Consider the following 25,026-nt stretch of genomic DNA (forward strand, 5'->3'; position numbering starts at 1 on the left):
GAGAGACCGACTCCACCGCCCTGACCGGTGCTTCATGCCCCTACTGGGCTCTGGATCAGCTGCAGCCGCTGGTCGAGCCGCAGCCCTCGCAGATGTAGCAGGACCCGGCGCGCTGCATCTTCGTACCGCAGGAGAAGCAGAGCGGCGCGTCCGCGCTGATGCCCAGCTGCATCTCGACGAGTTCCGCCGAGGTGTGCGCCGTCCTCGGAGCGGGCATCTCCGCCTCCTGCGGAGCGGCCACCGCCTTCAGCGGCTCCGTCCGGAGCGGGGCGGACTGGGCAAGGCCCTCGACGTCCAGCTCGTCGTCCTCGAGAGACGGCTCGTACGAACCGGTGTCGAGGTGGCGCTGACGCTCCTCGGCCGAGTGGATGCCGAGTGCCGAGCGGGTCTCGAAGGGCAGGAAGTCCAGCGCCAGGCGGCGGAAGATGTAGTCGACGATCGACTGCGCCATCCGCACATCCGGGTCGTCCGTCATGCCGGCCGGCTCGAAGCGCATGTTGGTGAACTTCGAGACGTACGTCTCCAGCGGGACGCCGTACTGCAGACCGACCGAGACGGCGATGGAGAAGGCGTCCATCATGCCGGCGAGGGTGGAACCCTGCTTGGACATCTTCAGGAAGACCTCACCAAGACCGTCGTCCGGGTAGGAATTGGCGGTCATGTAGCCCTCGGCGCCGCCCACCGTGAAGGAGGTGGTGATGCCGGGACGGCCCTTGGGGAGACGCTTGCGGACCGGTCGGTACTCGACGACCTTCTCGACCGCGCTACGGATGGTCTCCTCGGCCTTGGCCGTGACCTCGGCCTTCTCCTTCTCCTTGGTCTTCGCGGAGAGGGGCTGGCCGACCTTGCAGTTGTCGCGGTAGATGGCGAGCGCCTTGACACCCATCTTCCACGCCTCGAAGTAGACCTCCTCGACGTCCTCGACAGTGGCCGTCTCCGGCAGGTTCACCGTCTTGGAGAGCGCGCCGGAGATCCACGGCTGGATGGCCGCCATCATGCGCACGTGACCCATCGCGGAGATGGAACGCTCGCCCATCGCGCAGTCGAAGACCTCGTAGTGCTCGGCCTTCAGACCGGGGGCGTCGATCACATTGCCGTGCTCGGCGATGTGGGCGACGATCGCCTCGATCTGCTCCTCCTGGTAGCCCAGGCGGCGCAGAGCCTGCGGAACGGTGCCGTTGACGATCTGCATCGAGCCGCCGCCGACCAGCTTCTTGAACTTGACCAGGGCCAGGTCGGGCTCGAGGCCGGTGGTGTCGCAGGACATCGCGAGACCGATGGTGCCGGTGGGCGCGATGACCGAGGCCTGCGCGTTGCGGAAACCGTTCTTCGCGCCGAGGCGGATGACGTCCTGCCAGGCCTCCGTGGCGGCGGCCCAGATCGGGTTGTCCAGGTCGTCCATGTGGACGGCCGCGGCGTTGGCGTCGGCGTGCTGCCTCATGACGCGCTGGTGCGGCTCGGCGTTGCGGGCGTAGCCGTCGTACGGGCCGACGACCGCAGCGAGCTCGGCGGAGCGCCTGTACGAGGTGCCGGTCATCAGCGAGGTGATGGCACCGGCGAGGGCGCGGCCGCCGTCGCTGTCGTACGCGTGGCCGGTCGCCATCAGCAGGGCGCCGAGGTTCGCGTAGCCGATACCCAGCTGACGGAAGGCGCGGGTGTTCTCGCCGATCTTCTGGGTCGGGAAGTCGGCGAAGCAGATGGAGATGTCCATCGCGGTGATGACGAGCTCGACGACCTTGGCGAAGCGCTCGGACTCGAAGGACTGGTGGCCCTTGCCGTCGTCCTTGAGGAACTTCATCAGGTTCAGCGAGGCCAGGTTGCACGACGTGTTGTCCAGGTGCATGTACTCGCTGCACGGGTTCGAGCCGTTGATCCGGCCGGACTCGGGGCAGGTGTGCCACTGGTTGATCGTGTCGTCGTACTGGATACCCGGGTCGGCGCAGGCCCAGGCGGCCTCAGCCATCTTGCGGAAGAGGGACTTGGCCTCGACCTCTTCGATGACGTCACCGGTCATCCGGGCGCGCAGCCCGAACTTCCCGCCGGACTCGACGGCCTTCATGAACTCGTCGTTCACGCGGACCGAGTTGTTGGCGTTCTGGTACTGGACGGACGTGATGTCGTCGCCGCCCAGGTCCATGTCGAAGCCCGCGTCGCGCAGGGCGCGGATCTTCTCCTCCTCCTTGACCTTGGTCTCGATGAAGTTTTCGATGTCGGGGTGGTCGACATCGAGAATGACCATCTTGGCCGCACGGCGGGTGGCGCCACCGGACTTGATCGTTCCGGCCGACGCGTCGGCGCCTCGCATGAAGGAGACGGGACCGGAGGCGTTGCCGCCGGAGGACAGCAGCTCCTTGGAGGAGCGGATGCGGGAGAGGTTCAGGCCGGCGCCGGAGCCGCCCTTGAAGATCATGCCCTCTTCCTTGTACCAGTCGAGGATCGACTCCATGGAGTCGTCGACGGCCAGGATGAAGCAGGCGGAGACCTGCTGCGGCTGGGGCGTGCCGACGTTGAACCAGACCGGCGAGTTGAAGCTGAAGATCTGGTGCAGGAGTGCGTACGCCAGCTCGTGCTCGAAGATCTCGGCGTCGGCCGGAGAGGCGAAGTAGTTGTAGTCCTCGCCCGCCTTCCGATACGTCTTCACGATCCGGTCGATCAGCTGTCGCAGACCGGTCTCGCGCTGCGGCGTGCCGACAGCACCGCGGAAGTACTTGCTGGTGACGATGTTGACCGCGTTCACCGACCAGAAGTCGGGGAACTCGACGCCACGCTGCTCGAAGTTGATCGAGCCGTCGCGCCAGTTGGTCATGACGACGTCACGACGCTCCCACGCCACCTCGTCGTACGGATGCACGCCGGGGGTGGTGTGGATGCGCTCGATACGCAGGCCCTGCTTCGTCGCAGTCGACTTGGATCCCTTGGCTCGGGAACCTCGTGCCGGGCCGCTCGCCGTCTCTGTCATGCCGCCTCCCATATGTGGGCAAAAACGCCCTGAAGTGCCCAGAACTTCCCGGGGCACAGTGTGTGTCTGATGCTTCGGATGCCGCGCACAGCGCCCGGAGCAGGTTCCTGCAGCCGCCCTGCCGCTGATCTCACAGCCCTGTGTCGATCAGCCGGTGTCGCTCAGTCGGCGGCGACGGCGGGAACGGGAACCTCAAGAGTCCCGCCGGTCCCGCATCCCTCCACGGGAGACCGTCGCTCGCGGAGTTCCACGATCGCGGCCTCGAAGTCTTCAAGTGTGTCGAACGCCCGGTACACGGACGCGAAGCGCAGGTACGCGACGAGGTCGAGTTCCTGCAAGGGGCCAAGAATGGCCAGACCCACGTCGTGAGTGGTCAGTTCGGCGCTTCCGGTGGCGCGCACCGCCTCCTCGACCCGCTGGCCGAGCTTGGCGAGAGCGTCCTCGGTGACCGGCCGCCCCTGGCACGCCTTGCGCACGCCGGAGATGACCTTGGTGCGGCTGAAGGGTTCGGTCACCCCGCTGCGCTTCACCACCATCAGCGAGCAGGTCTCCACCGTGGTGAAACGGCGGGAGCAGTCCGGGCACTGACGGCGCCGACGGATCGACGTACCGTCGTCGGTGGTGCGGCTGTCGACGACCCGGCTGTCGGGGTGCCTGCAGAAGGGGCAGTGCATGGCTCCGAACCCTCCTTCACGGCACGACTGAATAGCCTCTTCAGGCCCCGTTGGGGACCTTCGAAGCAGCCACAAGCATAGGCGATGGCCACGGCCGGATCGACCGGAGACCACAACTTCTGGGTAGCTGGAACAATCCAACCACTAGATCTTGGGTTTGGTTGCACATTTGGCCCTAGCGCGTGTCGCGCATCCCAGGCGGCCCGCAGGCAACGTGCGGCCGCCCACGAGGTTACGGGACACTCCCGGCCGCACGGATCGCGGGGCACCCGCCACCTGACCCGAACGGCCGCCGGAAGACCACCCCGCATGGCAGCGGCGCGGCCGCGAAGGCTACCGTCATGGTCCGAATTGCCGGTGGCGTCGGATCGCCGCAAAGCGGCCCGGGCCTGGGCCGGAACGCAGCTGGAAACCCGCCCGGACCCTGCTCATACACCCCGCGGTGAACAGGGCACAGACTTTTATTCGTTTTTCACTCGAACGTGTGTTTGGCGCAACCTTTCGAAAGCTACTACCGTTGTCCAGCTAGGGAGACCATTCGAGAGGGGCCGACGTGACCACCACCGCAGACAGTGCCACCATCACTGCCCAGGACCGCTCCCAGAGCCGACTCCAGCCGGTGCATGCCATGAATGACTCAGTCACGAACACGGAGGGGCCGGAGCCGGCACGACCGGCACGCTCGCTCCCCGGCCGACCTCCAGGCATCCGAGCGGACAGCTCGGGGCTCACGGACCGCCAACGGCGCGTGATCGAGGTCATCCGGGATTCCGTGCAACGCCGGGGATACCCGCCATCGATGCGGGAGATCGGTCAGGCGGTGGGCCTGTCCAGCACGTCCTCCGTCGCCCACCAGCTGATGGCCCTGGAGCGCAAGGGCTTCCTGCGCCGCGACCCGCACCGGCCCCGGGCGTACGAGGTCCGTGGTTCGGATCAGCCCAGTACGCAGCCGACCGATACGACCGGCAAGCCCGCGGCATCGTACGTACCGCTCGTCGGGCGGATCGCAGCCGGTGGCCCGATCCTTGCCGAGGAATCGGTCGAGGACGTCTTTCCGCTCCCCCGCCAGCTGGTCGGGGACGGCGAGCTGTTCGTTCTGAAGGTCGTCGGCGACTCGATGATCGAGGCGGCGATCTGTGACGGCGACTGGGTCACCGTCCGCCGTCAGCCCGTAGCGGAGAACGGCGACATCGTGGCGGCGATGCTGGATGGCGAGGCCACCGTCAAGCGCTTCAAGCGGGAGGATGGCCATGTCTGGCTGCTCCCGCACAACTCCGCGTACCAGCCGATCCCTGGCGACGAGGCAACCATCCTCGGCAAGGTCGTGGCGGTGCTACGGCGGGTGTGAAGAGACACCTGCACGGACAGGGCCCCGGGATCCGCTGCGCCGGTCCCGGGGCCCTGTCCGTGCAGCTGACGCCACCGACCGCTCAAGGATGAGCAGGAGCACGGGCAGGCTTACGGATCACCGCCCGTCGGCCTTGGCGGCAGCGTCGATGGCCGCGAGTGAGCGGCGGGCCTGGTTGCGGTCCGTCGTGTACCAGAAGTCGGGAAGCGAGGCCCGGAGATAGCTGCCGTACCGGGCATTGGCCAGCCTCGGGTCGAGCACCGCGACCACACCCTTGTCGCCTGTGGCTCTGACCAGACGACCGGCCCCCTGGGCCATCAGCAGTGCGGCATGGGTCGCCGCGACAGCCATGAACCCATTGCCCCCCGCCTCCTCGACGGCCTTCTGGCGCGCGCTCATCAGCGGGTCGTCGGGACGCGGGAACGGGATCCGGTCCATGATCACCAACTGGCAGCTCGCCCCCGGGACATCGACGCCCTGCCAGAGCGAGAGTGTGCCGAAGAGGCAGGTCTCGGGGTCGGCCGCGAAGTTCTTGATCAGCTCACCCAGCGTCTCCTCACCCTGCAGCAGGATCGGCTTGTCGAGCCGGCCACGCAGTTCCTCCGCGGCGGCCTGGGCTGCCCTCATGGAGGAGAAAAGCCCGAGCGTGCGCCCGCCGGCGGCCTCCACCAGTTCGGCGAGCTCGTCCAGCATGTCGGTGCGCGAACCCTCCCGGCCGGGCGTGGCCAGGTGCTTGGCGACGTACAGGATGCCCTGCTTCGGGTAGTCGAAGGGCGAGCCGACGTCGAGCCCCTTCCACTGCGGGAGGTCGTCGCCCGCGGTGCCCTCGGGGGCCAGGCCCAGGGACGCGCCCACACCGTTGAAGTCTCCGCCGAGCTTGAGCGTGGCGGAGGTGAGGACGACGGAGCGTTCCGCGAAGAGCTTCTCGCGCAGGAGGCCGGAGACGGAGAGCGGGGCAACGCGCACGGATGCGCCGAAGCGGTCATGGCGCTCATACCAGACGACGTCGTACTCGGACCCCTGGGTGATGCGCTCGGCGACGCCGTGGATCGTCTCCACGGAGGCCATTGCCTGCTTGCGGACGGCGTCCTCGTCCTGGACGGACTTGTCGCGGGTGGACCCCAGGGCCGTGATCACGGTGCGAGCAGCGTCGCGGAGCGCCATCAGCGCGTAGCCGAGGTCCTCCGGGATCTCTTCCAGACGGCCGGGGAGCGCCAGCTCCATCACCCGCTCGAAGCCCTCCGCCGCGGTCTGCAGGGCGTCGGCGGCCTTCTCGTTGACCAGCTTCGCCGCACGGCGCACGGCCCGGTTCACCTGCCCGGGGGTGAGTTCTCCGGTGGCCACTCCGGTGACGCGGGAAACCAGCTCATGGGCCTCGTCGACGATCAGCACTTCATGCTGCGGGAGCACCGGGGCCCCCTCGATCGCGTCGATGGCGAGGAGCGCATGGTTGGTGACGACGACATCGGCGAGCTTGGCGCGCTCGCGGGCCATCTCCGCGAAGCACTCCGCGCCGTACGCGCACTTGCTGGCGCCCAGGCACTCCCGGGAAGAGACGGAGACCTGCGCCCAGGCCCGGTCGGAGACACCGGGGGTGAGGTCGTCGCGGTCTCCGGTCTCGGTCTCGTCCGACCAGTCCCGCAGCCGCAGCAGATCCTGGCCGAGCTTGCTCGACGGCGCCGCGGCCTCGAACTGGTCGAAGAGTCCCTCTTCCTCCTCCTGCGGGACACCTTCGTGGAGCCGGTGCAGACAGAGATAGTTCGAGCGCCCCTTGAGCATCGCGAACTGCGGTCGACGGCGCAGCAGCGGATGCAGGGCGTCGACCGTACGCGGAAGGTCTCGCTCCACAAGCTGGCGCTGCAGCGCCAGGGTGGCCGTGGCGACCACGACGCGCTCCCCGTGCGCCAGCGCGGGCACCAGGTAACCGAGAGACTTGCCCGTGCCGGTACCGGCCTGGACCAGCAGATGGGAATTGTCGTCGACGGCCTCGGCAACGGCCTCGGCCATGGAGGCCTGACCAGGCCGCTCCGTACCGCCGACAGCGGTCACGGCGGCGTGCAGAAGCTCGGGGAGGGATGGCTTTGTCATAGCGTGACCAGCCTACGGTGCACCACTGACAACGGGGATCACTCCAGGACTCACACGGAGGGGTGGAGTGGGTTGGGAACCGTGCCGTGGACGGCGGCGTGGGGGCGCTCGGGCCGGTCGCGGTAGCCGTCGCGATACAGGCGGTTGCGGTTGAGACAGAGGCGTTCTATGCGCGGCGTCAGCATGTCGAACATCTCGAAGCGGTCCTTGAGCTCGGGAAAGCGGGCGTGGTGGCGCAGGATCTCAGCTCGGACGAGTGACCAGAATTCGTCCTCCGGAACAGCCAGCTGGTCCTCGCACAGCCTGGACAGGAATCGGAAGACACCGACGAAGAGCCCTGAGTGGATGAACTGGGTGAGGAAGCCGGGCTCCTCGGTGAGAAGGATGCTGCGTACGTCGTCCGGCATGGTCGCGTGCTCCGGCAGCGGCCGGGCGCTGATGTTCACGTCGTCGACGAAGTCCTTGATCGCCAGCCGTACGGGCACGTCCTGGCCGTCGAAGACCACGATGGCGTTCTCGCCGTGTGGGGAGAAGACCGTGCCGTACTGGTAGAGGAAGTGCAGCAGCGGCGGGAGCAGTGCGGCGAAGAGCCGGGTCAGCCAGACGGAGGGAGTCAGACCCGAGCGGGCGACGAGCTCGGCGGTGAAGGCGCGGCCGTGCGGATCCGTGTGGAGCAGCGACGCAAGGGTGCGGGCGCGCTCACCGGGCGCGAGCCGGGGGTGGAGCGGTTCTCGCCAGATCGCGCCGAGGATTTCCTTGAACTGGTACGGGGTCTCGGGGAGGTGGTCGTAGAGCGGGTGCTCGACCGTTACGGAGGCAACCTCTCCGAGCAGGATGACCCCACAGGTGTCACGCAGGAAGGGGTCGCGGTCGCGCAGGCCCTGCACCCAGGTGGTGACGGCGGGCGCAGCGAGGGTCCGCTCGGTCGGCAGACCCCGCCAGACCAGCGTGTTGAGGATCGACAGCGGCAGTTTGACGGTGTGCCGGTCGGGGTGTCCGAGGTTGGCGAAGGTACGGATGGACTGCTGTGGCAGCCGTAGGTCCTCGTCGGTGTGCAGCGGAACGATGTCGCCGTCGGCGATGGCCGGGGCGAACAGCGGAACGATCCATTCGTCCCACTGCCAGGGGTGCACGGGAAGAAAGAGGTAGGAGTCCGGGTCGAGGCCGCGGGCGCGGAGCCCGGCGGCGAATGACTCGCGGACCGGGGCGTCGAGTTCCTGCGCGTACAGCTGCTCGGGAGTGGCGAGGCGGGTCACACCTCGGTAGCCGGCGATCCGGGTGCTCACGGCGATCCACGGCAGCCTGACCGGTCTGCGGGCCTCGGGCGTGAAGCGGGAGGCGTCGGCGGCGGAGAATCCGAGGCGCCCCTTGTTGGCGACGAGCCACGGATGGCCGGTCTGGTGTCCCTCGAGCTCGGCGTAGTCGAGTTCGGCCAGCCGGACGGCGGTGAACGCGGTGTGGTCCAGCCGAGCGTCGGCGGCAAGTGTGGTGGTGATCTCGCGGATGAGGTGGCCGAGCGTGGCGCCGTCGAGTTCGAGGAGACGGTGGGCGCGGGCAAGGAACTGCAGCGGATCGCCGAACGGGATGGTCCCGGTGTTCTCGTCCTGACCGGTACCCGCGGGCGCGTTCCGGTCGGTGACGCGCATCGAGTCGGGGGCGACGTGCCAGCCGCCGTAGACGCCCCGGCCGGCACGGAAGTTCAGGGTTTCGCCGTCGTCCAGCCCAAGGGTGTAGGCGTCGCTCCCGGCGGCCCTGGGAACCGGCTCGATGACTTCCTCGTAGGCGAACTCTCCGAGCATTTTCGCGAGCAGGCGGGCGGCAGCCCGTTCCCAGACCGTCCGGTTCAGTTCTGGAGTGCTGAGCAGCGCGGGAGACTCCGCTGGTTCATGGCTCGCAGGATTGTTCGGCACGGGGACTCCTCGGGACGGAACCGATGGGCTTCGAGCGGTGTAAGTAATGCAACAGGTCGTTCACAGCTGGGCACGATGGGCTCGGTCGCGGACCATCAGGGCGGCTCGCTTGTCGGGGAGTTCGACTTCCGCGGAGAACCGGAAGCCGGCGCTCAGGAAGGCGGAGACGGAGGGGGTGTTGCGCAGGTCGGGTTCCGCCACGACGCGTGCGCAGAGAGGACGGTTGTCGAGTACGAGGTCGGAGACGGCCCGGAGCAGGGTGGTGCCGACGCCGCGCCCGCGATTGTTCACGCCGCCGATGAGGAGGTGGATTCCGGTGTCATGCGGTCGGACGGGATAGTGGCGCGCCAATGGGTCGAGGTCCGCACGATAGATCTCCCAGTAGCTCATGGGAATGCCGGAGAGCACGCCCAGACAGGGGACGCTGCGTCCGTCACCGTCGAGCTGCGGGCGTAGATGGGTGGCGGTGACGGCTTCGGCCCCTGCGAGTTCCCAGAAGGCGGCGACTGCGGGGTCGTTCATCCAACGACTGATCACGGACAGGTCGCGGTCCAGTCGCACGGGGACGAGTTGGAACACTCCAGCGGTCGTGGTGACCGGTCGCCATTCGGCCGGGTTGTCGAGCAGGTCGGAGGTGCCGGACAGGGCGGTGGCCAGTGGTGTTGCCGGTGTTGTTGCCGGTGTGTCTTCCCCGAACAGCGCGAGGAACTCGTCGGAGAGCTTCAGGTCCAGGGTGTCCTCCACGCCCGTACCCGCCCGTGAGGCGGGGCCGGTTCCTGCATCGGCGTGCGCATCGTCGGGAGGCACAGTGACGCTCTCCTCTCAGCGGTTCGGGCAGTTCAGTGGTTCAGGCGGTGGTCATGTTCCTTCAGGCATACAGGGGGTTGGCGATGGTGACATAGACGGACTGAGTGTCGACGGGGCCGACGAGTTCGTCGAGACCGTGCAGTCGGGTCAGCATGTTGGCCTTGCACCGCAGGTGCGGGTTCTGCAGCAGCTGCGCGGGAAGCGGGGAGCCGAGGCCGGTGACACCGCCGAGGAACCGGCGGAGGCCGGCGATGAGCACTCGTTCATCGGCGAGATGCTCGGCGCCGAAGGCTCCGATCAGACCGAAGATGTTGTTGATGCCCAGGTAGTAAGCGAAGCGCTCGTCGGTGACCGCATCGGAGACGAAGGTGTCGCTGACGGTTCCGATGCCGGGGAGCCTCTGCTCAAGTGCTGGGCGATGCGATTCGCGGAAATAGTAGCCCTGGTTGTCCCGATACCGGCCCCCGATGGGCCAGCCGGCGGCGTCGAGCAGCACCAGCGTGTTCTGCTGGTGGGCTTCCAGGGCGACGCCTGCTGTGGCATCGAGCCACAGCACGGGGCGCACGACCCGGTCGAGGTAGCGCAGGAACCACTCGGCGGCGACCGCTCCCTTGGTTCTGCCGGTGGAGGCAGCGAGGCGGAAGACGATGTCGGCGAGGCGCGATTGCATGCCTGGCCGGTCGGACCAGGGGCGCGGGGAAGTCAGCCCGGCGACGCACACCGCATCGTCGTGCGGGCCGAAGGGGTTGTGACGCAGCATGACATCGAGGCCGGGGACGGGTTCGCCACCCGGTGTGTCGACGGCGAGCCAGGCCGGGTCGCGAACGACGTCGAAGCCGGGGTGGACGGCATGCCACTGCGCAGCGAGTCCACTGCGGAGCAGCCGGTGGACCTCCACGCCCCGGTGAAGTTCCTTGCGGAGATTCTCACGACGAGAGTTGGTGATGCGTACGCCGAGGGAGAGCTTGAGCATGACGTCGGCGCCGGACCGATGGACGGTACGGACGGAGGAGGTGGGGTGCCAGGGCTCGCCGTGCGGTCCCAGGTCATGGAGAAGACCGGCTTCGAGCAAGGCCGCGACGTCAGGACGGCTGCCCAGTTCCCGTGCCTGCCAGGGGTGGAGCGGAATCGGTGCCGTGTTGGCGGGGACGTGCAGTCCGTCGGCGTGGGAGGCGACGAGGTCTTCGGCGGGGACGGGGCGGCCTCCGTCCGTCCAGGAGGAATCGGTGGCCAGCAAGGAGCGGTCCACAGCCATCCAGTGCAGCGGGAAGGATCCGTGCAACTCCGGTGAGTAGAGCCGGGATTCGGCCTCGGAGATGCCTTCGCGGCTCTTGGGGCTGGGGTGCAGGGGATGGCCCAGCAAAAGCGACTGCTCGGCGGTGAGGAAGAGGTCCGAGTCGGCGGGAGGCGCGGGTGCGCGGCGTCGCTCGGCGATGAAACCGGCTGTACGGCGTACGGAGTCGGCGACCCTGGCCACCATGTCGGCGCCTTCGTTGCGGTCCGCCTCGCGCCCCAGGAGGGCGGCAACGGTGACGGCATCGGCGGTCGGGGCCTCGTCGGGCGCGTGCTCCAGGTTCGGCGGGCCGAAGCGGTGCCATCCCGTGGCGGACCAATAGAGGGCGGGGACGAGCAGGGCGGTGCCGCTGGCGGGAAGCGGGATGCGGAGAGTGTTCCCGTCGGGTCGGGGCAGATCGTTCTCGCGGACCCAGCAGCGCAGCAGGTTCTCGACGCCTGATGCGTCTGCCGCCCGGAGCGGGTCCGGGTGGTCGAGAGGATCGGCCGTTCCTGCGCTGGCAGGGGGTGCCTGCGGAGTACACCGCTCGCCATGGAGGGCTGCCATCTGGCGCGGCACCGTCGTCTGCTCGACTGCCACTCGGCCGACGAGCACGGACTGGCCTCGTTGCTGGCCGACGGGGGCGCCGTCGGCCTCGGGCGCGGGCGCGGGGGTGGGGTTCACGGCGGTCTTTCTTGTGAGGGTGTCCGGGGTCAGTGGGTCGACCCGGTCGTGATTCGGCGATGCGGCGAGCGTTCAGCAGCTGCCAGGGCATCGGCGAGGCGGTCGACGACCGCCGTTGCCTGTTCGTCGGTGAGTGTGAGCGGAGGAAGTAGGCGTACAACGCTGGAGTGGCGTCCGCCGAGTTCGACGATGAGACCGCGCCGGAGGCATTCCTGCTGGACAGCGGCGGCGAGGACCGGATCGGACGGTGCCTCGGGGGCGCCTCCGGTACCGCAGGTGAGCGGGGCGGACTCGGGGTCGACGAGTTCGACCCCGATCATCAGCCCCCGTCCGCGGACGTCTCCGATGCACGGGTGGTCGGTGGCCAGCGTGCGGAGGCGGGCGAGCATACGGGCGCCGAGCGACGCGGCGTGCTCGGCGAGCCGGTTCTCGCGCACATAGGCGAGGGTGGCCGTGCCGGCGGCCATCGCTAGTTGGTTGCCGCGGAATGTGCCGGCGTGGGCGCCCGGTTGCCAGGTGTCCAGTTCGGAGCGGTAAATGATCACTGCAAGCGGGAGGGAACCACCGATGGCCTTCGAGAGCACCATCACATCAGGGGTGATCCCGCTGTGCTCAACTGCCCAGAAGGCGCCGGTCCGGCCGACGCCGGTCTGGACCTCGTCGGCGATCAGGGGGATGGATCGGGAGGCGGTGATCTCACGCATCCGGCGCATCCAGCCGTCGGGGGCGGGGTTCACGCCGCCCTCCCCCTGCACCGGTTCGAGGATCATTCCGGCCGGCGCGGGTACTCCGCCCTTGGGATCGTCCAGCAAGCTCTCGGTCCACCGGGCGGCGATGTCGGCACCGCGTTCGCCACCGATACCGAACGGGCACCGGTACTGCAGCGGGAAGGGGAGTCGGGTCACGCGGACGTCCTCGGCTCCGCCCGAGGCCGCAAGGGCTCCCGCCGTCATCCCGTGGTAGGCGCCGGTGAAGGCCAGGAGTCCGCTGCGCCCGGTCGCGGCACGGACCAGTTTGAAGGCCGCCTCGACGGCGTCCGTGCCGGCCGGTCCGCAGAACTGGATGCGGGCGTTGTCGGCGAACTGCCGTGGCAGTGTGGCGAACAGTTCCGTGGTGAAGGCGTCCTTGACCGGGGTCGCGAGGTCGAGGACATGGAGGGGCGCACCCGAGTCGATGACCTTCTTGATCGCTTCCAGAACCACAGGATGGTTGTGCCCGAGCGCCAGCGTGCCGGCTCCGGAGAGACAGTCGAGATAGCGCCGTCCGTCCGCACCTTCGATGGTCAGCCCGCGGGCCCGCACCGGCACGATCGGCAATGACCGCGCATAGGTGCGAGCGGCCGATTCGCGCAGCGACTGGCGGCGCAGGATTCCCTCGTGCACCGCGGGTGGTGCCACCGGAGCTGGTTCGGTCACGGCCACGGCTTCTGGTCCTCCCGCTGTCACAGTTGCGTTGCACGTCACTACGTTTCCGCAAGGACGGACTGCGGCGATGAACGCTGTCCGTAAGTCCCTCGTACGTACCAACGACGCCGGGCGCAGGGGATCACGGGTAATCGGAAGATCCTTGCGGAGACGGAACCGTGGACCTGCTGCGTACCGTCCCCACCGGCACCGGCATAGTGGGGGGCCGTGCCGACACTCCGGGCACCATCACCGGAGTGCATGGCGCGTTCGGAAGAGTGCCCAAATGCACTACAGAAGTGCTGAGTTACGAAGTCCCAGGGGGATCACCGCATGCGACCGATTCGACCAGTTCTCACCGCACGTCCGGGGAGGAGCGGACGTCGCACGCCCTCCTCCGTGCTCGCTGTGGCCGCGGTCACCGCCGTTCTCGCACTCACGGCCACTGCCTGCGGGCCGAGCGAGGACGGTGCGAATGCCGAGCCGAGCAACTCCGTCGGGCAGACCTCGGACGACAAGATCACTATTCCGGATGATCTGCGGGACCGGCTCAAGGAACACGGAGTCGACCTCGACAAGTGGAAGAACGGCGAGTGGAAGAACTGGGACAAGGACACGTGGCTGCGTGAGGCCAAGGACTTCATCAACCCGATCATCGAGGGGCTCTGGGACCCCGACCGTATGCGGGATGCCGACAAGGCGCCCGAGCAACCGGTCGACAACGACATCTCGGGTGACAAGGGTGTGACGGACCCGACGCCCGCGCCGGTCCAGGCCACGAATGTGCAGTCGCCGTACCACGGCAATGCCGCAGAGTCGGGGAAGCTCTTCTTCGACGGCCCCGAGGGTTCCATGGTCTGCTCCGCAACCGTGGTGAAGGACCCGGCCAATCCCGGAAAGTCCAACATGGTGTGGACCGCCGGACACTGCGTACACGCGGGCAAGAAGGGCGGCTGGTACCGCAACATCGCCTTCGTGCCGTCGTACAACAACAGCGGCCTGTCGCTCGCCGATCTGAAGAACGCACCCAAGGAGAAGATCGCTCCCTATGGCGTGTGGTGGGGGCAGTGGGCGCAGACCTCCGACCAGTGGATCGCCGACGGCGGCCCCACCGGTGGCCAGGGAGCCCCGTACGACTTCGCGGTCCTGCATGTGGCCCCGGAGAAGGGGGCGACGGGGAAGTCCCTTGAGGAGACGATCGGTTCGGCGCTGCCCGTCGAGTTCAACGCCCCGGCCGTGCCGAAGATCGACAACATGACGGCAACCGGATTCCCGGCCGCTCCGCCGTACGACGGCCAGAAGATGCTGCAGTGCAAGGACAAGCCGGGCCGCCTCTCGCTCACCGAGGCAGACCCGACGATGTACCGCATCGGGTGCTCCATGACCGGCGGCTCCTCCGGCGGTGGCTGGGTCGCGGCGGGCCAGGACGGCAAGCCCGCACTGGTGTCGAACACGTCCATCGGCCCGGTGACGGCCGGCTGGCTGGCAGGGCCGCGCCTCGGCAGGGAGGCCAAGGGCGTCTACGACGCGGTCAGCAAGAAGTATGCAGGACAGTAACGCGCACGAACTGTCACCGGCAGCCTTGCCGGTGACGGTTGTTCAGGGAACCCTCGGCGCGACAGCAGCCCGTCGGGGGCGCCTGGGGCCGGGCGGTGCCCGGCCCCAGGCGCCCCCTCATGCGCCGGTGCTCAGTGGCGGAAAGCATCCGCCGGACCGCCCATAGGGTGGGCCTGCATCTCGGGGTGGCCATCGGTCCAACCCCTAACATGACACGTTCATGGCATTTTCTGAGTGTTTCAGGGGGAAATTTTCCATGCGATCCATACGTCCACTGCTCGTCGCGACCGGCCTCGTCGCCGCTCTCGCGTTGACGGCCACTGCATGCGGGCCGAGCGAGGACAAGGCGGCCGACAAGCCCGCCGCCGAATCCCCCGGTGCCAACGGCACCGGCGGCGGCATATCCGCCGATCTGGCCAAGACGCTCAAGAAGCACGGCGTCGACCCGGAGAAGTGGAAGAACGGCGAGTGGAAGAACTGGGACAAGGACACGTGGCTGCGTGAGGCCAAGGACTTCGTCAACCCGGTGATCGACGGGCTGTGGAAGCCTGAGCGGATGAAGTCCGCCAAGGACCCGGCGAAGACGATGGCGGCCAGTGACTTCTCCGGCGACCAGGGCGTCACGGACCCGGAGCCCGCGCCGGTCAAGGCAGCGCCCGAGGACCTCCCGTACCACGAGCATGCCGCCCCGGTCGGCAAGGTGTTCTTCGACTCCCCCGAGGGGTCCATGGTCTGCTCGGGCACGGTCGTCAAGGACCCGAAGAACCCGGGCAGGTCCAACCTGGTGTGGACGGCCGGACACTGTGTTCACGCCGGTTCAAAGGGTGGCTGGTACCGCAACATCGTCTTCGTTCCCGCCTACAACGACAAGGGCAAGTCCGCCGCCGCGCTGGAGAACGCCCGGCCCGAGGAGATCGCCCCGTACGGCGCGTTCTGGGCCGACTGGGTCACGACCTCCGGTGAGTGGATCGCCAATGGCGGCCCCACAGGCGGCGAGGGCGCTCCGTACGACTACTCCGTGCTGCACGTGAAGCCGGAGAACGGCACCAAGTCGCTTGAGGAGACCGTGGGGAACGCCCTGCCGGTCAACTTCGACGCCCCCGAGATCTCGCAGATCAGCGCCATGGGTGCCTGGGGCTACCCCGCCGCCGCCCCGTACGACGGCCTGATCATGCACAAGTGCATCGACCGTCCCGGCCGGCTCTCCATCAGCCCCAGCACCCCGACGATGTATCGCATCGGCTGCACCATGACCGGCGGTTCCTCCGGTGGCGGCTGGTTCAGTGAGGGCTCCGACGGCAAGCTGGCGCTGGTCTCCAACACCTCCATCGGCCCGGCGACTGCGGGCTGGCTCGCAGGACCCCACCTGGGCCGGGGCGCGCAGGAGATCTTCACCATGATGAGCGACAAGTTCGCCGGCCGGTAGTCACGGTCCGGTGCACGCCCGAAGGCCCGCTCCCTCACGACGAGGGGGCGGGCCTTCGGTCCGTACTGTGTCGTGCTGTCAGTGCGCCACGGGCACGAACGGCGCAAGGTCCGCGGCCAGTTCCTCGTGCACCCGCGCCTTGAGGAGAGTGCCCTCCGAGGTGTGTTCCTCGGAGATCACTTCGCCGTCGGCGTGTGCCCGGGAGATGAGTCCGCCGTGCGTGTACGGGACGAGTGCCTCGATCTCGACCGACGGCCGGGGCAGTTCGGCATCGATGAGCGCGAGCAGCTCGTCGATGCCGGCCCCGGTCCGCGCCGAGACGGCGATGGCGTGCTTCTCGTTCCGCAGCAGACGCTGGAGCACCAGCGGGTCGGTCGCATCCGCCTTGTTGATCACCACGACCTCGGGCACGTCCAGCGCACCCACTTCGCGGATCACTTCGCGCACCGCGGCGAGCTGCTCCTCGGGTACCGGGTGCGAGCCGTCCACCACGTGCAGGATCAGGTCGGACTCGCCGACCTCCTCCATGGTGGAGCGGAACGCCTCGACGAGGTGGTGCGGAAGATGCCGAACGAACCCGACGGTGTCGGCCAGGGTGTAGAGCCGGCCGGTCGGCGTCTCGGCCCGGCGCACGGTCGGGTCGAGTGTGGCGAAGAGTGCGTTCTCCACCAGGACGCCCGCCCCGGTCAGCCGGTTGAGCAGCGACGACTTTCCTGCGTTGGTGTAACCGGCAATGGCGACCGAGGGCACCTTGTTGCGCTTGCGCTCCTGCCGCTTGATCTCGCGGCCGGTCTTCATCTCCGCGATCTCCCGGCGCATCTTCGCCATCTTCTCGCGGATCCGGCGCCGGTCCGTTTCGATCTTGGTCTCACCGGGACCACGGGTGGCCATGCCGCCACCGCCGCTGGAACCGCCGCCGCCCATCTGACGGGAGAGCGACTGCCCCCAACCGCGCAGGCGCGGCAGCATGTACTGCATCTGTGCCAGCGAGACCTGTGCCTTGCCCTCTCGGGACTTGGCGTGCTGGGCGAAGATGTCAAGGATCAGAGCGGTCCTGTCGACCACCTTGACCTTGACCACGTCCTCCAGATGGATCAGCTGGCCGGGGCTGAGCTCACCGTCGCAGACGACGGTGTCGGCTCCTGATTCGAGGACGATGTCACGCAGCTCCAGCGCCTTGCCCGAGCCGATGTAGGTGGCTGGGTCGGGCTTGTCGCGCCGCTGGAAGACGGCGTCCAGCACCTGAGCACCCGCCGTCTCGGCCAGCGCCGCCAGCTCCGCGAGGGAGTTCTCTGCGTCCTGCACGGTCCCCGAGGTCCAGACGCCGACGAGCACCACACGCTCCAGGCGCAGCTGCCGGTACTCGACCTCGGTGACGTCCTCAAGCTCTGTGGAGAGGCCCGCCACACGCCGTAGCGCCGCACGCTCGGAGCGGTCGAACTGCTCGCCGTCCCGCTCTCCGTCGATCTCGTGGCTCCAGGCGACGTCCTCTTCCATCAGGGCGTTGGCCCGAAGGCTTTCGGTGAGGCTCTCGGTGACGTTCTCCGTGGCACTCTGCGCATTCTGCGCGTCCTGGGGAAGGGAAGAAGAGGAGGTCATTGGATCCTTACGTCGATGGAAGTCCGTTACGTCAGTCACAACGCGTGACCTGTCCGGAAGATTCCCGCTCGGGAGAATCTCCCCGGTCCGGCTGCCGCGGCGACCCGTCGATAGTGGCACGGCCCGGACGGCCCCGTCACCCGGGTTTACCGGTGTCCGGCGGGCTGCGTGCTGTGCCAGTCCGGGTGCCCGGGCATCGGCGGGGTCTTCTCGCTGTACAACCAGCCCTCGAAGAATGCGGTCAGGTCGCGTCCCGCAGTCTCTGACGCCAGCCGGACGAAGTCCGCCGTGGTGGCGGTGGAGTCCCGGTGCTTCCTCACCCAGCGTCGTTCCAGCCGGCCGAACGCGCTCTTGCCGATCTCTTGTCGCAGCGCGTAGAGGACCAGCGCGCTGCCGTCGTACACCACGGGCCGGAAGAGGCTGATCTTCTGTCCCGGCGAGGGCGCGGAGGGACGGGCCGGCGGGCCTCCGACTGCGCGCCAGCTGTCGGACAGGGTGTAGGCGTCACGCATCCGGTCCGACAGCGACTTCTTGGCGTGCTCCTCCGCGTAGCGGGCCTCGTACCAGCTGGCATGTCCTTCGCTGAGCCAGAGATCGGACCAGGCCTGCGGGGAGACGCTGTCGCCGAACCAGTGGTGGGCCAGCTCGTGAACCATGAGCGAGTCGACGTACCACTGGGGATATGCCTTGTTGGTGAACAGGGTCCGTTCGAAGAGCGTGAGTGTCTGGGTCTCCAGCTCGAAACCGGTCTCCGTGTCGGCGACCAGCAGTCCGTACGTCTCGAAGGGGTAGCGGCCGACCTGGCGCTCCATCCACTCCAGCTGTCCGGGCGTCTTCTTGAGCCAGGGCTCCAGGCGGGCCGCGTCCGCGGCCGGCACCACATCACGAACCGGCAGCCCGTGCGGCCCCGTCCGCTTCCGGACGGTCGAGTGCCCGATGGAGACCTGGGCCAGTTCGGTGGCCATGGGGTGCTCGGTCCGATACGTCCAGGTGGTCGAGGCACCGTGCCGGACCGTGCCGGCGGGCAGACCGTTGGCCACCACCGTCAGGTCCTTGGGGGCGGTCACCCGGAAGGTGAAGTAGGCCTTGTCGGAGGGGTGGTCATTGCTGGGGAAGACCCGGTGCGCGGCGTCGGCCTGGTTGGCCATCGCCAGGCCGTCGGAGGTGCGCAGCCAGCCGCCACTGTCCTGGTCGCCGCTGGGGTCGCTGGTGTGCCGGACGGTGATCCGGAGCGGCACTCCGGCGGGCAGCGTGCCGAGGGGCTCGACGACAAGGTCCTCGCCCGTGACGGCGAAGTCGGCACGCAGGCCGTTGACCTTGACGGAACGGACGGTGCCGCGGGTGAAGTCGAGGTTGATCCGGTCCAGCGGCTCGGTGGTCCGCGCGTCGATCGTGGTGACGGCGTCCAGGGGTTTGCTGTTGTTGCCGTGGTAGGTGAATCCGATGTCGTACGAGAGGACGTCGTACCCCGGGTTGCCGAGGGTGGGGAAGAGTGAATCCCCGATGCCGAGCGGCATGGGTGAGGGCAGGGTGGCGGCAACGAGGGTGGCCGATGCGGTGGCCAGCAGGGCAGCCCGCAGGCGGCGGGGGATGAACGGCATGGACTACGGCTATCAGCGACCCGCGCGGGTACGGGCGCGGCACGCGCCGCGCCACTCGAACGAGGTCGCCGGGACAGCTGGGCGCCGCGGAGGACTGGTTCAGACGGCGGCGGCCGGGTGCTGGGCGCGGTTCACGTCGTACACCCCCGGTACGTCCCGCATCGCGCGCATCAGTGCGGGCAGTCCGGCTGCGTCCGGGAGCTGCAGGGTGTAGGTGTGCCGAACACGTTGTTCGCTGGGCGGTTCCACGGTGGCGGAGATGACCGCCGCACCCGCCGACGCGATGGCCTCGGTGAGATCGGCGAGCAGCCCTGGCCGGCCGAAGGACTCGGCGACCAGGGTGACCCGGCATTCCGCCGCGTCGCCCCAGCCCACCGTGACGGGCGTCCGGCCCCCTGCCTGCATCCGGGCCACCCCGGGACACTCTCGCCGGTGCACGGTGACGACGCCGCCGCGCACGGTGAATCCGGTGACGTCGTCGGGCGGTACGGGGGTGCAGCAGCCTGCGAGCCGTACGGTGGCGTCCGGCATGCCCACGACGACGGTCGCGGCGCGGCGTGCGGCCCGGTTGACTCCGGCGTCCGACAGGTCCGCCGGCTGCCGCTCGGGCCTGCGGCCCGCGGGCTGGCTGCCGTACGTCCCCTGGGCACCCTCCGGGTGGGCGTCGAGCCACCGGGTGATGGCGATGCGCGCGGCGGGCGTACGGGCGTGGTCGAGCCAGTCCGGTGAGGGACCGGAGGCGGCGTCCTCGGCGAGCAGCAGCTGCACGGTGTCCCCGTCGCTGAGCACGGTGGAGAGCGTGGCGAGCCGACCGTTGACCCGGGCCCCGATACAGCTGTGGGCCTCGTCGCCGTACTGCGCGTAGGCGGCGTCGACGCAACTGGCGCCGGCGGGGAGTCCGAGCGTGCCGCCATCGGTGCGGAAGACCGTGATCTCGCGGTCCTCGGCGAGGTCGGCGCGGAGGGTGGTCCAGAAGGTGTCCGGGTCGGGGGCGGACTGCTGCCAGGCGAGGAGCCGGGAGAGCCAGCCGGGCCGGGTCGGGTCGGCGCGCTCGCCGTCCGCGGGTTCGGCCTGCGGCAGCGCGGAGGTGCCGTCCGCGGTGTAGGGGTTGCCGAGGGCGATCACGCCCGCCTCGGCGACCTTGTGCATCCGATGGGTACGGATGAGGACCTCCGCGACCGCGCCCTCCGCGCCCACGACAGCCGTGTGCAGCGACTGGTACAGGTTGAATTTGGGAGCCGCGATGAAATCTTTGAACTCGGAGATCACGGGGGTGAAGCAGGTGTGGAGCTCGCCGAGGACGGCATAGCAGTCGGCGTCCTCGCCGACGAGCACGAGCAGCCGCCCGAAGTCGGTGCCGCGCAGCTCTCCGCGTTTGATCCTGACGCGGTGCACAGAGACGTAATGTCGGGGCCTGATGAGGACTTCTGCGGGGATGTCGGCGTCCCGCAGCACGGTTCTGACGTGCTCGGCGATGGCGGAGAGGGGGTCGCCGGTGGCGCCCGGAGAGCCGGATTCCGGTACCGGGGCCGCGGCGATCAGTGCCCGGGTGTGTGCGTACTCCTCGGGATGGAGGATCGCAAAGACAAGATCCTCCAGCTCGGTCTTGAGTGCCTGCACCCCGAGCCGTTCGGCGAGCGGGATCAGCACGTCGCGGGTGACCCTGGCGATCCTCGCCTGTTTCTCCGGGCGCATCACCCCGAGGGTGCGCATGTTGTGCAGCCGGTCGGCAAGCTTGATCGACATGACCCGGACGTCGTCCCCGGTGGCGACCAGCATCTTGCGGAACGTCTCGGGTTCGGCCGCCGCCCCGTAGTCGACCTTCTCCAGTTTGGTGACGCCGTCGACGAGGTAGCAGACCTCGTCGCCGAACTGTTCCCGGACCTGATCAAGGGTCACCTCGGTGTCCTCGACCGTGTCGTGGAGCAGCGAAGCGGTCAGTGTCGTGGTCTCGGCCCCGAGCTCGGCAAGGATCAGCGTGACCGCGAGCGGGTGCGTGATGTAGGGCTCGCCGCTCTTGCGCATCTGCCCCCGGTGGGAGGACTCTGCCAGGACGTAGGCCTTGTGGAGGATGCTGAGATCGGCGTCCGGGTAGTGGGCCCGGTGGGCCTCGGCGACGTGGCCGATCGCGTCGGGCAGCCGGTCACGGGAGACCGGTCCGAGCACGGCGACGCGGCCGAGTCTGCGGAGATCGATCCGGGGGCGGCCTCGTCTGCGGATGGGAGCACCTGGGTTGGTGGCCTCTGCGCTCATGGGGGCACCTCCGGCAAACGTCGACCGGCGGTGGGGAGGTGCGGACGCGCCTCCGGGCCGGTGCTTGATGCTACCGACCCCACCACGTGGCGGAGTCCGGCTCTCGCTCAGCGTGAACCGGATCACCCATTCGAGCGAAGCTCTAGCTGGTCACCGTTTCGAGCCAGGCCGGATCGATCTTGCCCTCGGCGACGATGACAGCGGCTCCCGTCATCTCGATCTCGCCGTCCGGCCGCTCGGTGATCACGAGGGTGCCGCCCGGCAGGTCGACGGTGTACGTGACCGGGGTACCGCTCTCGGCGGGGTCCGCGCCGTCCCTGCGGGCGGCGGCGACGGCCACGGCGCAGGCGCCGGTGCCACAGGAGCGGGTCTCGCCGGAACCGCGCTCGTGGACCCGCATCGCCACATGGCGCGGTCCGCGGTCCACGACGAACTCGATGTTGACACCGTCGGGGTAGACAGCGGCAGGGCTGAACGGCGGTACGGAGCGCAGCTCGCCCGCGTGTGCCAGGTCGTCGACGAAGGCCACCGCGTGCGGGTTGCCCATGTTCACGTTGCGCGCGTCCCAGCTGCGGCCGTCCACGGTGACCGTGACGCCGTCCTCGGGCAGCAGGGCGCGCCCCATGGAGACCGTGATGTCGCCGCCCTTGGCGAGGTGGACCTTCTTCACGCCGCCGCGGGTCGCGACCGCGAGGTCGCCCTCGTCGACCAGGTCGGCGCGCTGCAGATAGTGGGCGAAGACCCGCACGCCGTTGCCGCACATCTCGGCGATCGAGCCGTCGGCATTGCGGTAGTCCATGAACCACTCGGCGTCGCCCGCCATGGTCCGCGCCTCGGGGTGTGCGGCGGACCGGACGACGTGCAGCAGCCCGTCACCGCCGATACCGGCCCGCCGGTCGCAGAGCCGGGCGACGACGGATGCGGGCAGGTCGACGGCGTTGTCCGGGTCGGGAACGATCACGAAGTCGTTCTCGGTGCCATGGCCCTTGAGGAAGGCGATCTGCGAGGTGCTCACAGGGCAACTGTACGAGGCCGCGCCGACAGCGGACGAAGCCGGGCCGAACGGTGGACGGCCGCGGCGGGGGCCGGAAGACGGGCGGGCCGGGCGCGAGCCCGGACTCAGCGCAGTCGCGCCACGCGCCAGATGGCCAGCGCGACCAGTGCGCCGCACACGGCCATGTACAGGGCGATCACGCGCCAGTCGGGGCGCTCCCCCGAGCCCCGGGGCGGCAGGCCCGGCCAGGTGTGGCCGACACGGCGGGCGGCCATCATCCCCCAACCCGCCGCGCAGCAGCTGATCAGCAGACCGAGCATGGCGACGACGGCGCCCCCGTCGCCGAACTCGAAGGCGAGCGGGAAGGCGAACATCAGCGAACCGACCGCGGCAAGCATGACGATCGGAGCGAGCTGCCAGATCCTCAGACGGCGCGCGGGCCGCAGCTCGACCTCGACCTCGGGGGTCACCTGGGGCTCGTCGGGCCCGTCAGGGCTCAGGCGTCCCGCCTCGTGCTGCGCGTCCGGTGCGTCTTGTTCTGTGTCGCGAGGGCCGGCCTCCATCGCCACGCGCCCTCCCAACTCGGACTCCACTGGTCGATCGATGCTCGATGATGGCACGCTCCCGGTCGCCTTAATGACGGGCAGGGCTTCCCGATGCCATCACGTGATCAGGCTGTAACCGCTCGTTCGACCAACGCCAGCGCCTGGTGCGGGAGTTCCCCGCGGTGCTCCGCGGCGCCGCTCAGCCACTGAACGCGGGGGTCGCGGCGGAACCAGGAGTCCTGACGCCGCGCGAAGCGTTTGGTGGCGCGGACCGTCTCGGCGCGTGCCTCGCCCTCCGTGCACTCGTTGGCCAGTGCGGCAAGCACCTGCTGATAGCCGAGCGCACGGGAGGCGGTGCGCCCCTCACGCAGACCGCGGGCCTCCAGAGTCCGCACCTCGTCCACGAGCCCTGCCTCCCACATCCGGTCGACCCGGAGGGCGATGCGTTCGTCGAGTTCGGGGCGGGCCACGTCGACGCCGATCTGGACCGCGTCGTAGACCGCTTCGTGACCCGGGAGGTTGGCCGTGAAGGGCTTGCCGGTGATCTCGATGACTTCGAGGGCCCGGACGATGCGGCGGCCGTTGCTCGGCAGGATGGCGCGGCCCGCCTCGGGGTCTGCGGCGGCGAGCCTGCCGTGCAGTGCTCCTGAGCCGTGATCCGCCAGTTCCTGTTCCAGTCTGGCGCGCACGCCGGGGTCCGTGCCGGGGAATTCCAGTGCGTCGATCGCACCCTTCACGTACAGCCCGGAGCCGCCGACCAGAACCGGGGTCCGGCCCTCGGCGAGCAGCCGGTCGATCTCGGCGCGGGCCAGCCGCTGGTACTCGGCGACGCTGGCCGTCTCGGTCACGTCCCAGATGTCCAGCAGTCGGTGGGGTACGGATCCGCGCTCGGCGAGCGTCAGCTTCGCGGTGCCGATATCCATCCCCCGGTAGAGCTGCATGGAGTCGGCATTGACCACTTCGCCACCGAGCTGCTGGGCCAGAAATACCCCCAGATCGGACTTACCGGCTGCAGTGGGACCGACGACGGCGATGACCCGCGGTGCGGGAGATGGACTACTCACCGCCCCAGTCTCGCAAATCTCCAGACCTCTCCCCGAACGAGTTGCGTGACGGCACGAAGCCGGAGTCGTTTGCTGTTCCGAGGTTTCGCGCGCCGGTTCGGACCGGCCCCCGTCCGGCAGGCGGTCGGACGACCGAAGGCTCGACGAGGGCTGACGGACGAGAGCCCGAGTGGCGCAACGAGACGCTCCGGGCGGCGCGGAATTTCGATCGCACGAGTAAAATATGGAGCAAATATGGGCTTTTTTTCATGGTTCCGCCGTTCCTCCTCCGGAGCGGTCGAGGCGTCGGCCGAGGAAGTCGCCGCCCCGCCGACGGACGAGGCTTCCCAGGTCGCCGCGTCGGCCTCGTCCGGGGCGACGGTGGACGAGTCGGTGACGTCCACCGGGTCGGAGTCCTCCGAGGGCGTGGAGATCCCGAAGCAGCAGTCGGCCGACGAAGCGGCGGACAACGAGACCGGAAAGAACGCCCACACATAGTCCCCCAGCAGGGAAGGTGTCCGATGGGCTTCATGGACAGTCTGAAGGCCAAGCTGAGTCCGGCGAAGGACAAGGTCGGCGGCCTCGCGCAGCAGCACGGGGACAAGATCGACCATGGGATCGACAAGGCCGCACGGACGGTCGATCAAAAGACAAAAGGCAAGTACAGCGACAAGATCGAGTCCGGCTCGCAGAAGGCCAAGGATGCGATTGACCGTCTGTCCCACATGGGCGAGGGCGGTACGCCGCCACCGGCTTCCTGACCTCGGCACCTCGACCTGATCACGGTGGACGGCCGTGGAGCGGCATCGCTCCACGGCCGTCACGTGCGTGCGCCGCCCGAAACTCTCCGAACCGGTCCGAA

General features: G+C 68.8%; 18 protein-coding genes. 5 read left to right on the top strand and 13 right to left on the bottom strand.

Translation table 11 applies throughout. The features are described from left to right. Positions 1 to 55: 55 nt before the first annotated feature. Positions 56 to 2,959: a vitamin B12-dependent ribonucleotide reductase gene (locus tag OG972_RS11600; RefSeq protein WP_266980759.1), complete on the bottom strand. Its 2,904-nt coding sequence runs from the start codon at positions 2,957 to 2,959 to the stop codon at positions 56 to 58. Positions 2,960 to 3,120: 161 nt separating this feature from the next. After that, positions 3,121 to 3,633 (bottom strand): transcriptional regulator NrdR, encoded by a 513-nt coding sequence (gene nrdR, locus OG972_RS11605; RefSeq protein ID WP_266980761.1) that lies wholly within the window; start codon positions 3,631 to 3,633, stop codon positions 3,121 to 3,123. A gap of 553 nt (positions 3,634 to 4,186) precedes the next feature. Here nrdR and lexA point away from each other — a divergent pair. Continuing rightward, positions 4,187 to 4,981: a transcriptional repressor LexA gene (lexA, locus tag OG972_RS11610; RefSeq protein WP_266980763.1), complete on the top strand. Its 795-nt coding sequence runs from the start codon at positions 4,187 to 4,189 to the stop codon at positions 4,979 to 4,981. A gap of 117 nt (positions 4,982 to 5,098) precedes the next feature. Here the strand turns inward: lexA and OG972_RS11615 are convergent, their stop codons facing one another. The 5 genes from OG972_RS11615 to OG972_RS11635 all read right to left on the bottom strand — a co-directional run bounded on the left by OG972_RS11615 (position 5,099) and on the right by OG972_RS11635 (position 13,164). Next, positions 5,099 to 7,069 (bottom strand): ATP-dependent DNA helicase, encoded by a 1,971-nt coding sequence (locus OG972_RS11615; RefSeq protein ID WP_266980765.1) that lies wholly within the window; start codon positions 7,067 to 7,069, stop codon positions 5,099 to 5,101. Between the two features lie 50 nt (positions 7,070 to 7,119). Then, entirely contained in the window at positions 7,120 to 8,979 is a 1,860-nt protein-coding gene (locus tag OG972_RS11620; protein WP_266980767.1) for an IucA/IucC family siderophore biosynthesis protein, read from the bottom strand. 60 nt (positions 8,980 to 9,039) lie between these two features. Then, on the bottom strand, positions 9,040 to 9,786 hold the full coding sequence (locus OG972_RS11625) for a GNAT family N-acetyltransferase (protein ID WP_266980769.1): 747 nt from the start codon (positions 9,784 to 9,786) through the stop codon (positions 9,040 to 9,042). A 61-nt stretch (positions 9,787 to 9,847) separates the two neighbouring features. Further along, a complete protein-coding gene (locus OG972_RS11630) occupies positions 9,848 to 11,743 on the bottom strand; it encodes an IucA/IucC family siderophore biosynthesis protein (RefSeq protein WP_266980771.1) in 1,896 nt (631 codons plus the stop codon). Positions 11,744 to 11,772: 29 nt separating this feature from the next. Continuing rightward, complete coding sequence (locus tag OG972_RS11635; protein ID WP_266980773.1) at positions 11,773 to 13,164, bottom strand: diaminobutyrate--2-oxoglutarate transaminase family protein; 1,392 nt, start codon at positions 13,162 to 13,164, stop codon at positions 11,773 to 11,775. Positions 13,165 to 13,479: 315 nt separating this feature from the next. Here OG972_RS11635 and OG972_RS11640 point away from each other — a divergent pair, with 315 nt between their 5' ends. Both OG972_RS11640 and OG972_RS11645 read left to right on the top strand, forming a co-directional pair. Then, the gene (locus tag OG972_RS11640; RefSeq protein ID WP_266980775.1) at positions 13,480 to 14,703 is read left to right on the top strand and encodes a serine protease; all 1,224 of its coding nucleotides are present in this window, start codon (positions 13,480 to 13,482) and stop codon (positions 14,701 to 14,703) included. Between the two features lie 256 nt (positions 14,704 to 14,959). Further along, positions 14,960 to 16,129, top strand: a complete 1,170-nt coding sequence (locus OG972_RS11645) for a serine protease (protein WP_266980777.1) — start codon at positions 14,960 to 14,962, stop codon at positions 16,127 to 16,129. A 78-nt stretch (positions 16,130 to 16,207) separates the two neighbouring features. Here OG972_RS11645 and hflX read toward each other — a convergent pair whose 3' ends face one another. The 6 genes from hflX to miaA all read right to left on the bottom strand — a co-directional run bounded on the left by hflX (position 16,208) and on the right by miaA (position 24,185). Further along, complete coding sequence (gene hflX, locus OG972_RS11650) at positions 16,208 to 17,728, bottom strand: GTPase HflX (protein ID WP_266980779.1); 1,521 nt, start codon at positions 17,726 to 17,728, stop codon at positions 16,208 to 16,210. Positions 17,729 to 17,874: 146 nt separating this feature from the next. Beyond that, a complete protein-coding gene (locus tag OG972_RS11655) occupies positions 17,875 to 19,329 on the bottom strand; it encodes a M1 family metallopeptidase (RefSeq protein ID WP_266980781.1) in 1,455 nt (484 codons plus the stop codon). Between the two features lie 99 nt (positions 19,330 to 19,428). Beyond that, positions 19,429 to 21,582, bottom strand: coding sequence for a bifunctional (p)ppGpp synthetase/guanosine-3',5'-bis(diphosphate) 3'-pyrophosphohydrolase (locus tag OG972_RS11660; RefSeq protein WP_266980783.1), 2,154 nt, complete (start codon positions 21,580 to 21,582; stop codon positions 19,429 to 19,431). A gap of 142 nt (positions 21,583 to 21,724) precedes the next feature. Then, positions 21,725 to 22,597 carry a diaminopimelate epimerase gene (dapF, locus tag OG972_RS11665; protein WP_266980784.1) on the bottom strand — a complete coding sequence of 291 codons (873 nt, stop codon included), beginning with the start codon at positions 22,595 to 22,597 and terminating at the stop codon, positions 21,725 to 21,727. A gap of 104 nt (positions 22,598 to 22,701) precedes the next feature. Beyond that, positions 22,702 to 23,139, bottom strand: a complete 438-nt coding sequence (locus OG972_RS11670) for a hypothetical protein (RefSeq protein WP_266980786.1) — start codon at positions 23,137 to 23,139, stop codon at positions 22,702 to 22,704. A gap of 107 nt (positions 23,140 to 23,246) precedes the next feature. After that, positions 23,247 to 24,185 (bottom strand): tRNA (adenosine(37)-N6)-dimethylallyltransferase MiaA, encoded by a 939-nt coding sequence (miaA, locus tag OG972_RS11675; RefSeq protein ID WP_266980788.1) that lies wholly within the window; start codon positions 24,183 to 24,185, stop codon positions 23,247 to 23,249. A 234-nt stretch (positions 24,186 to 24,419) separates the two neighbouring features. Here miaA and OG972_RS11680 point away from each other — a divergent pair, with 234 nt between their 5' ends. Both OG972_RS11680 and OG972_RS11685 read left to right on the top strand, forming a co-directional pair. Beyond that, positions 24,420 to 24,662 carry a hypothetical protein gene (locus OG972_RS11680; RefSeq protein WP_266980790.1) on the top strand — a complete coding sequence of 81 codons (243 nt, stop codon included), beginning with the start codon at positions 24,420 to 24,422 and terminating at the stop codon, positions 24,660 to 24,662. A 23-nt stretch (positions 24,663 to 24,685) separates the two neighbouring features. Then, complete coding sequence (locus OG972_RS11685; protein WP_266980792.1) at positions 24,686 to 24,925, top strand: antitoxin; 240 nt, start codon at positions 24,686 to 24,688, stop codon at positions 24,923 to 24,925. Positions 24,926 to 25,026 lie beyond the last annotated feature (101 nt).

It is taken from the genome of Streptomyces sp. NBC_01669, assembly GCF_026339735.1.
Lineage (GTDB): Bacteria > Actinomycetota > Actinomycetes > Streptomycetales > Streptomycetaceae > Streptomyces > Streptomyces yanii.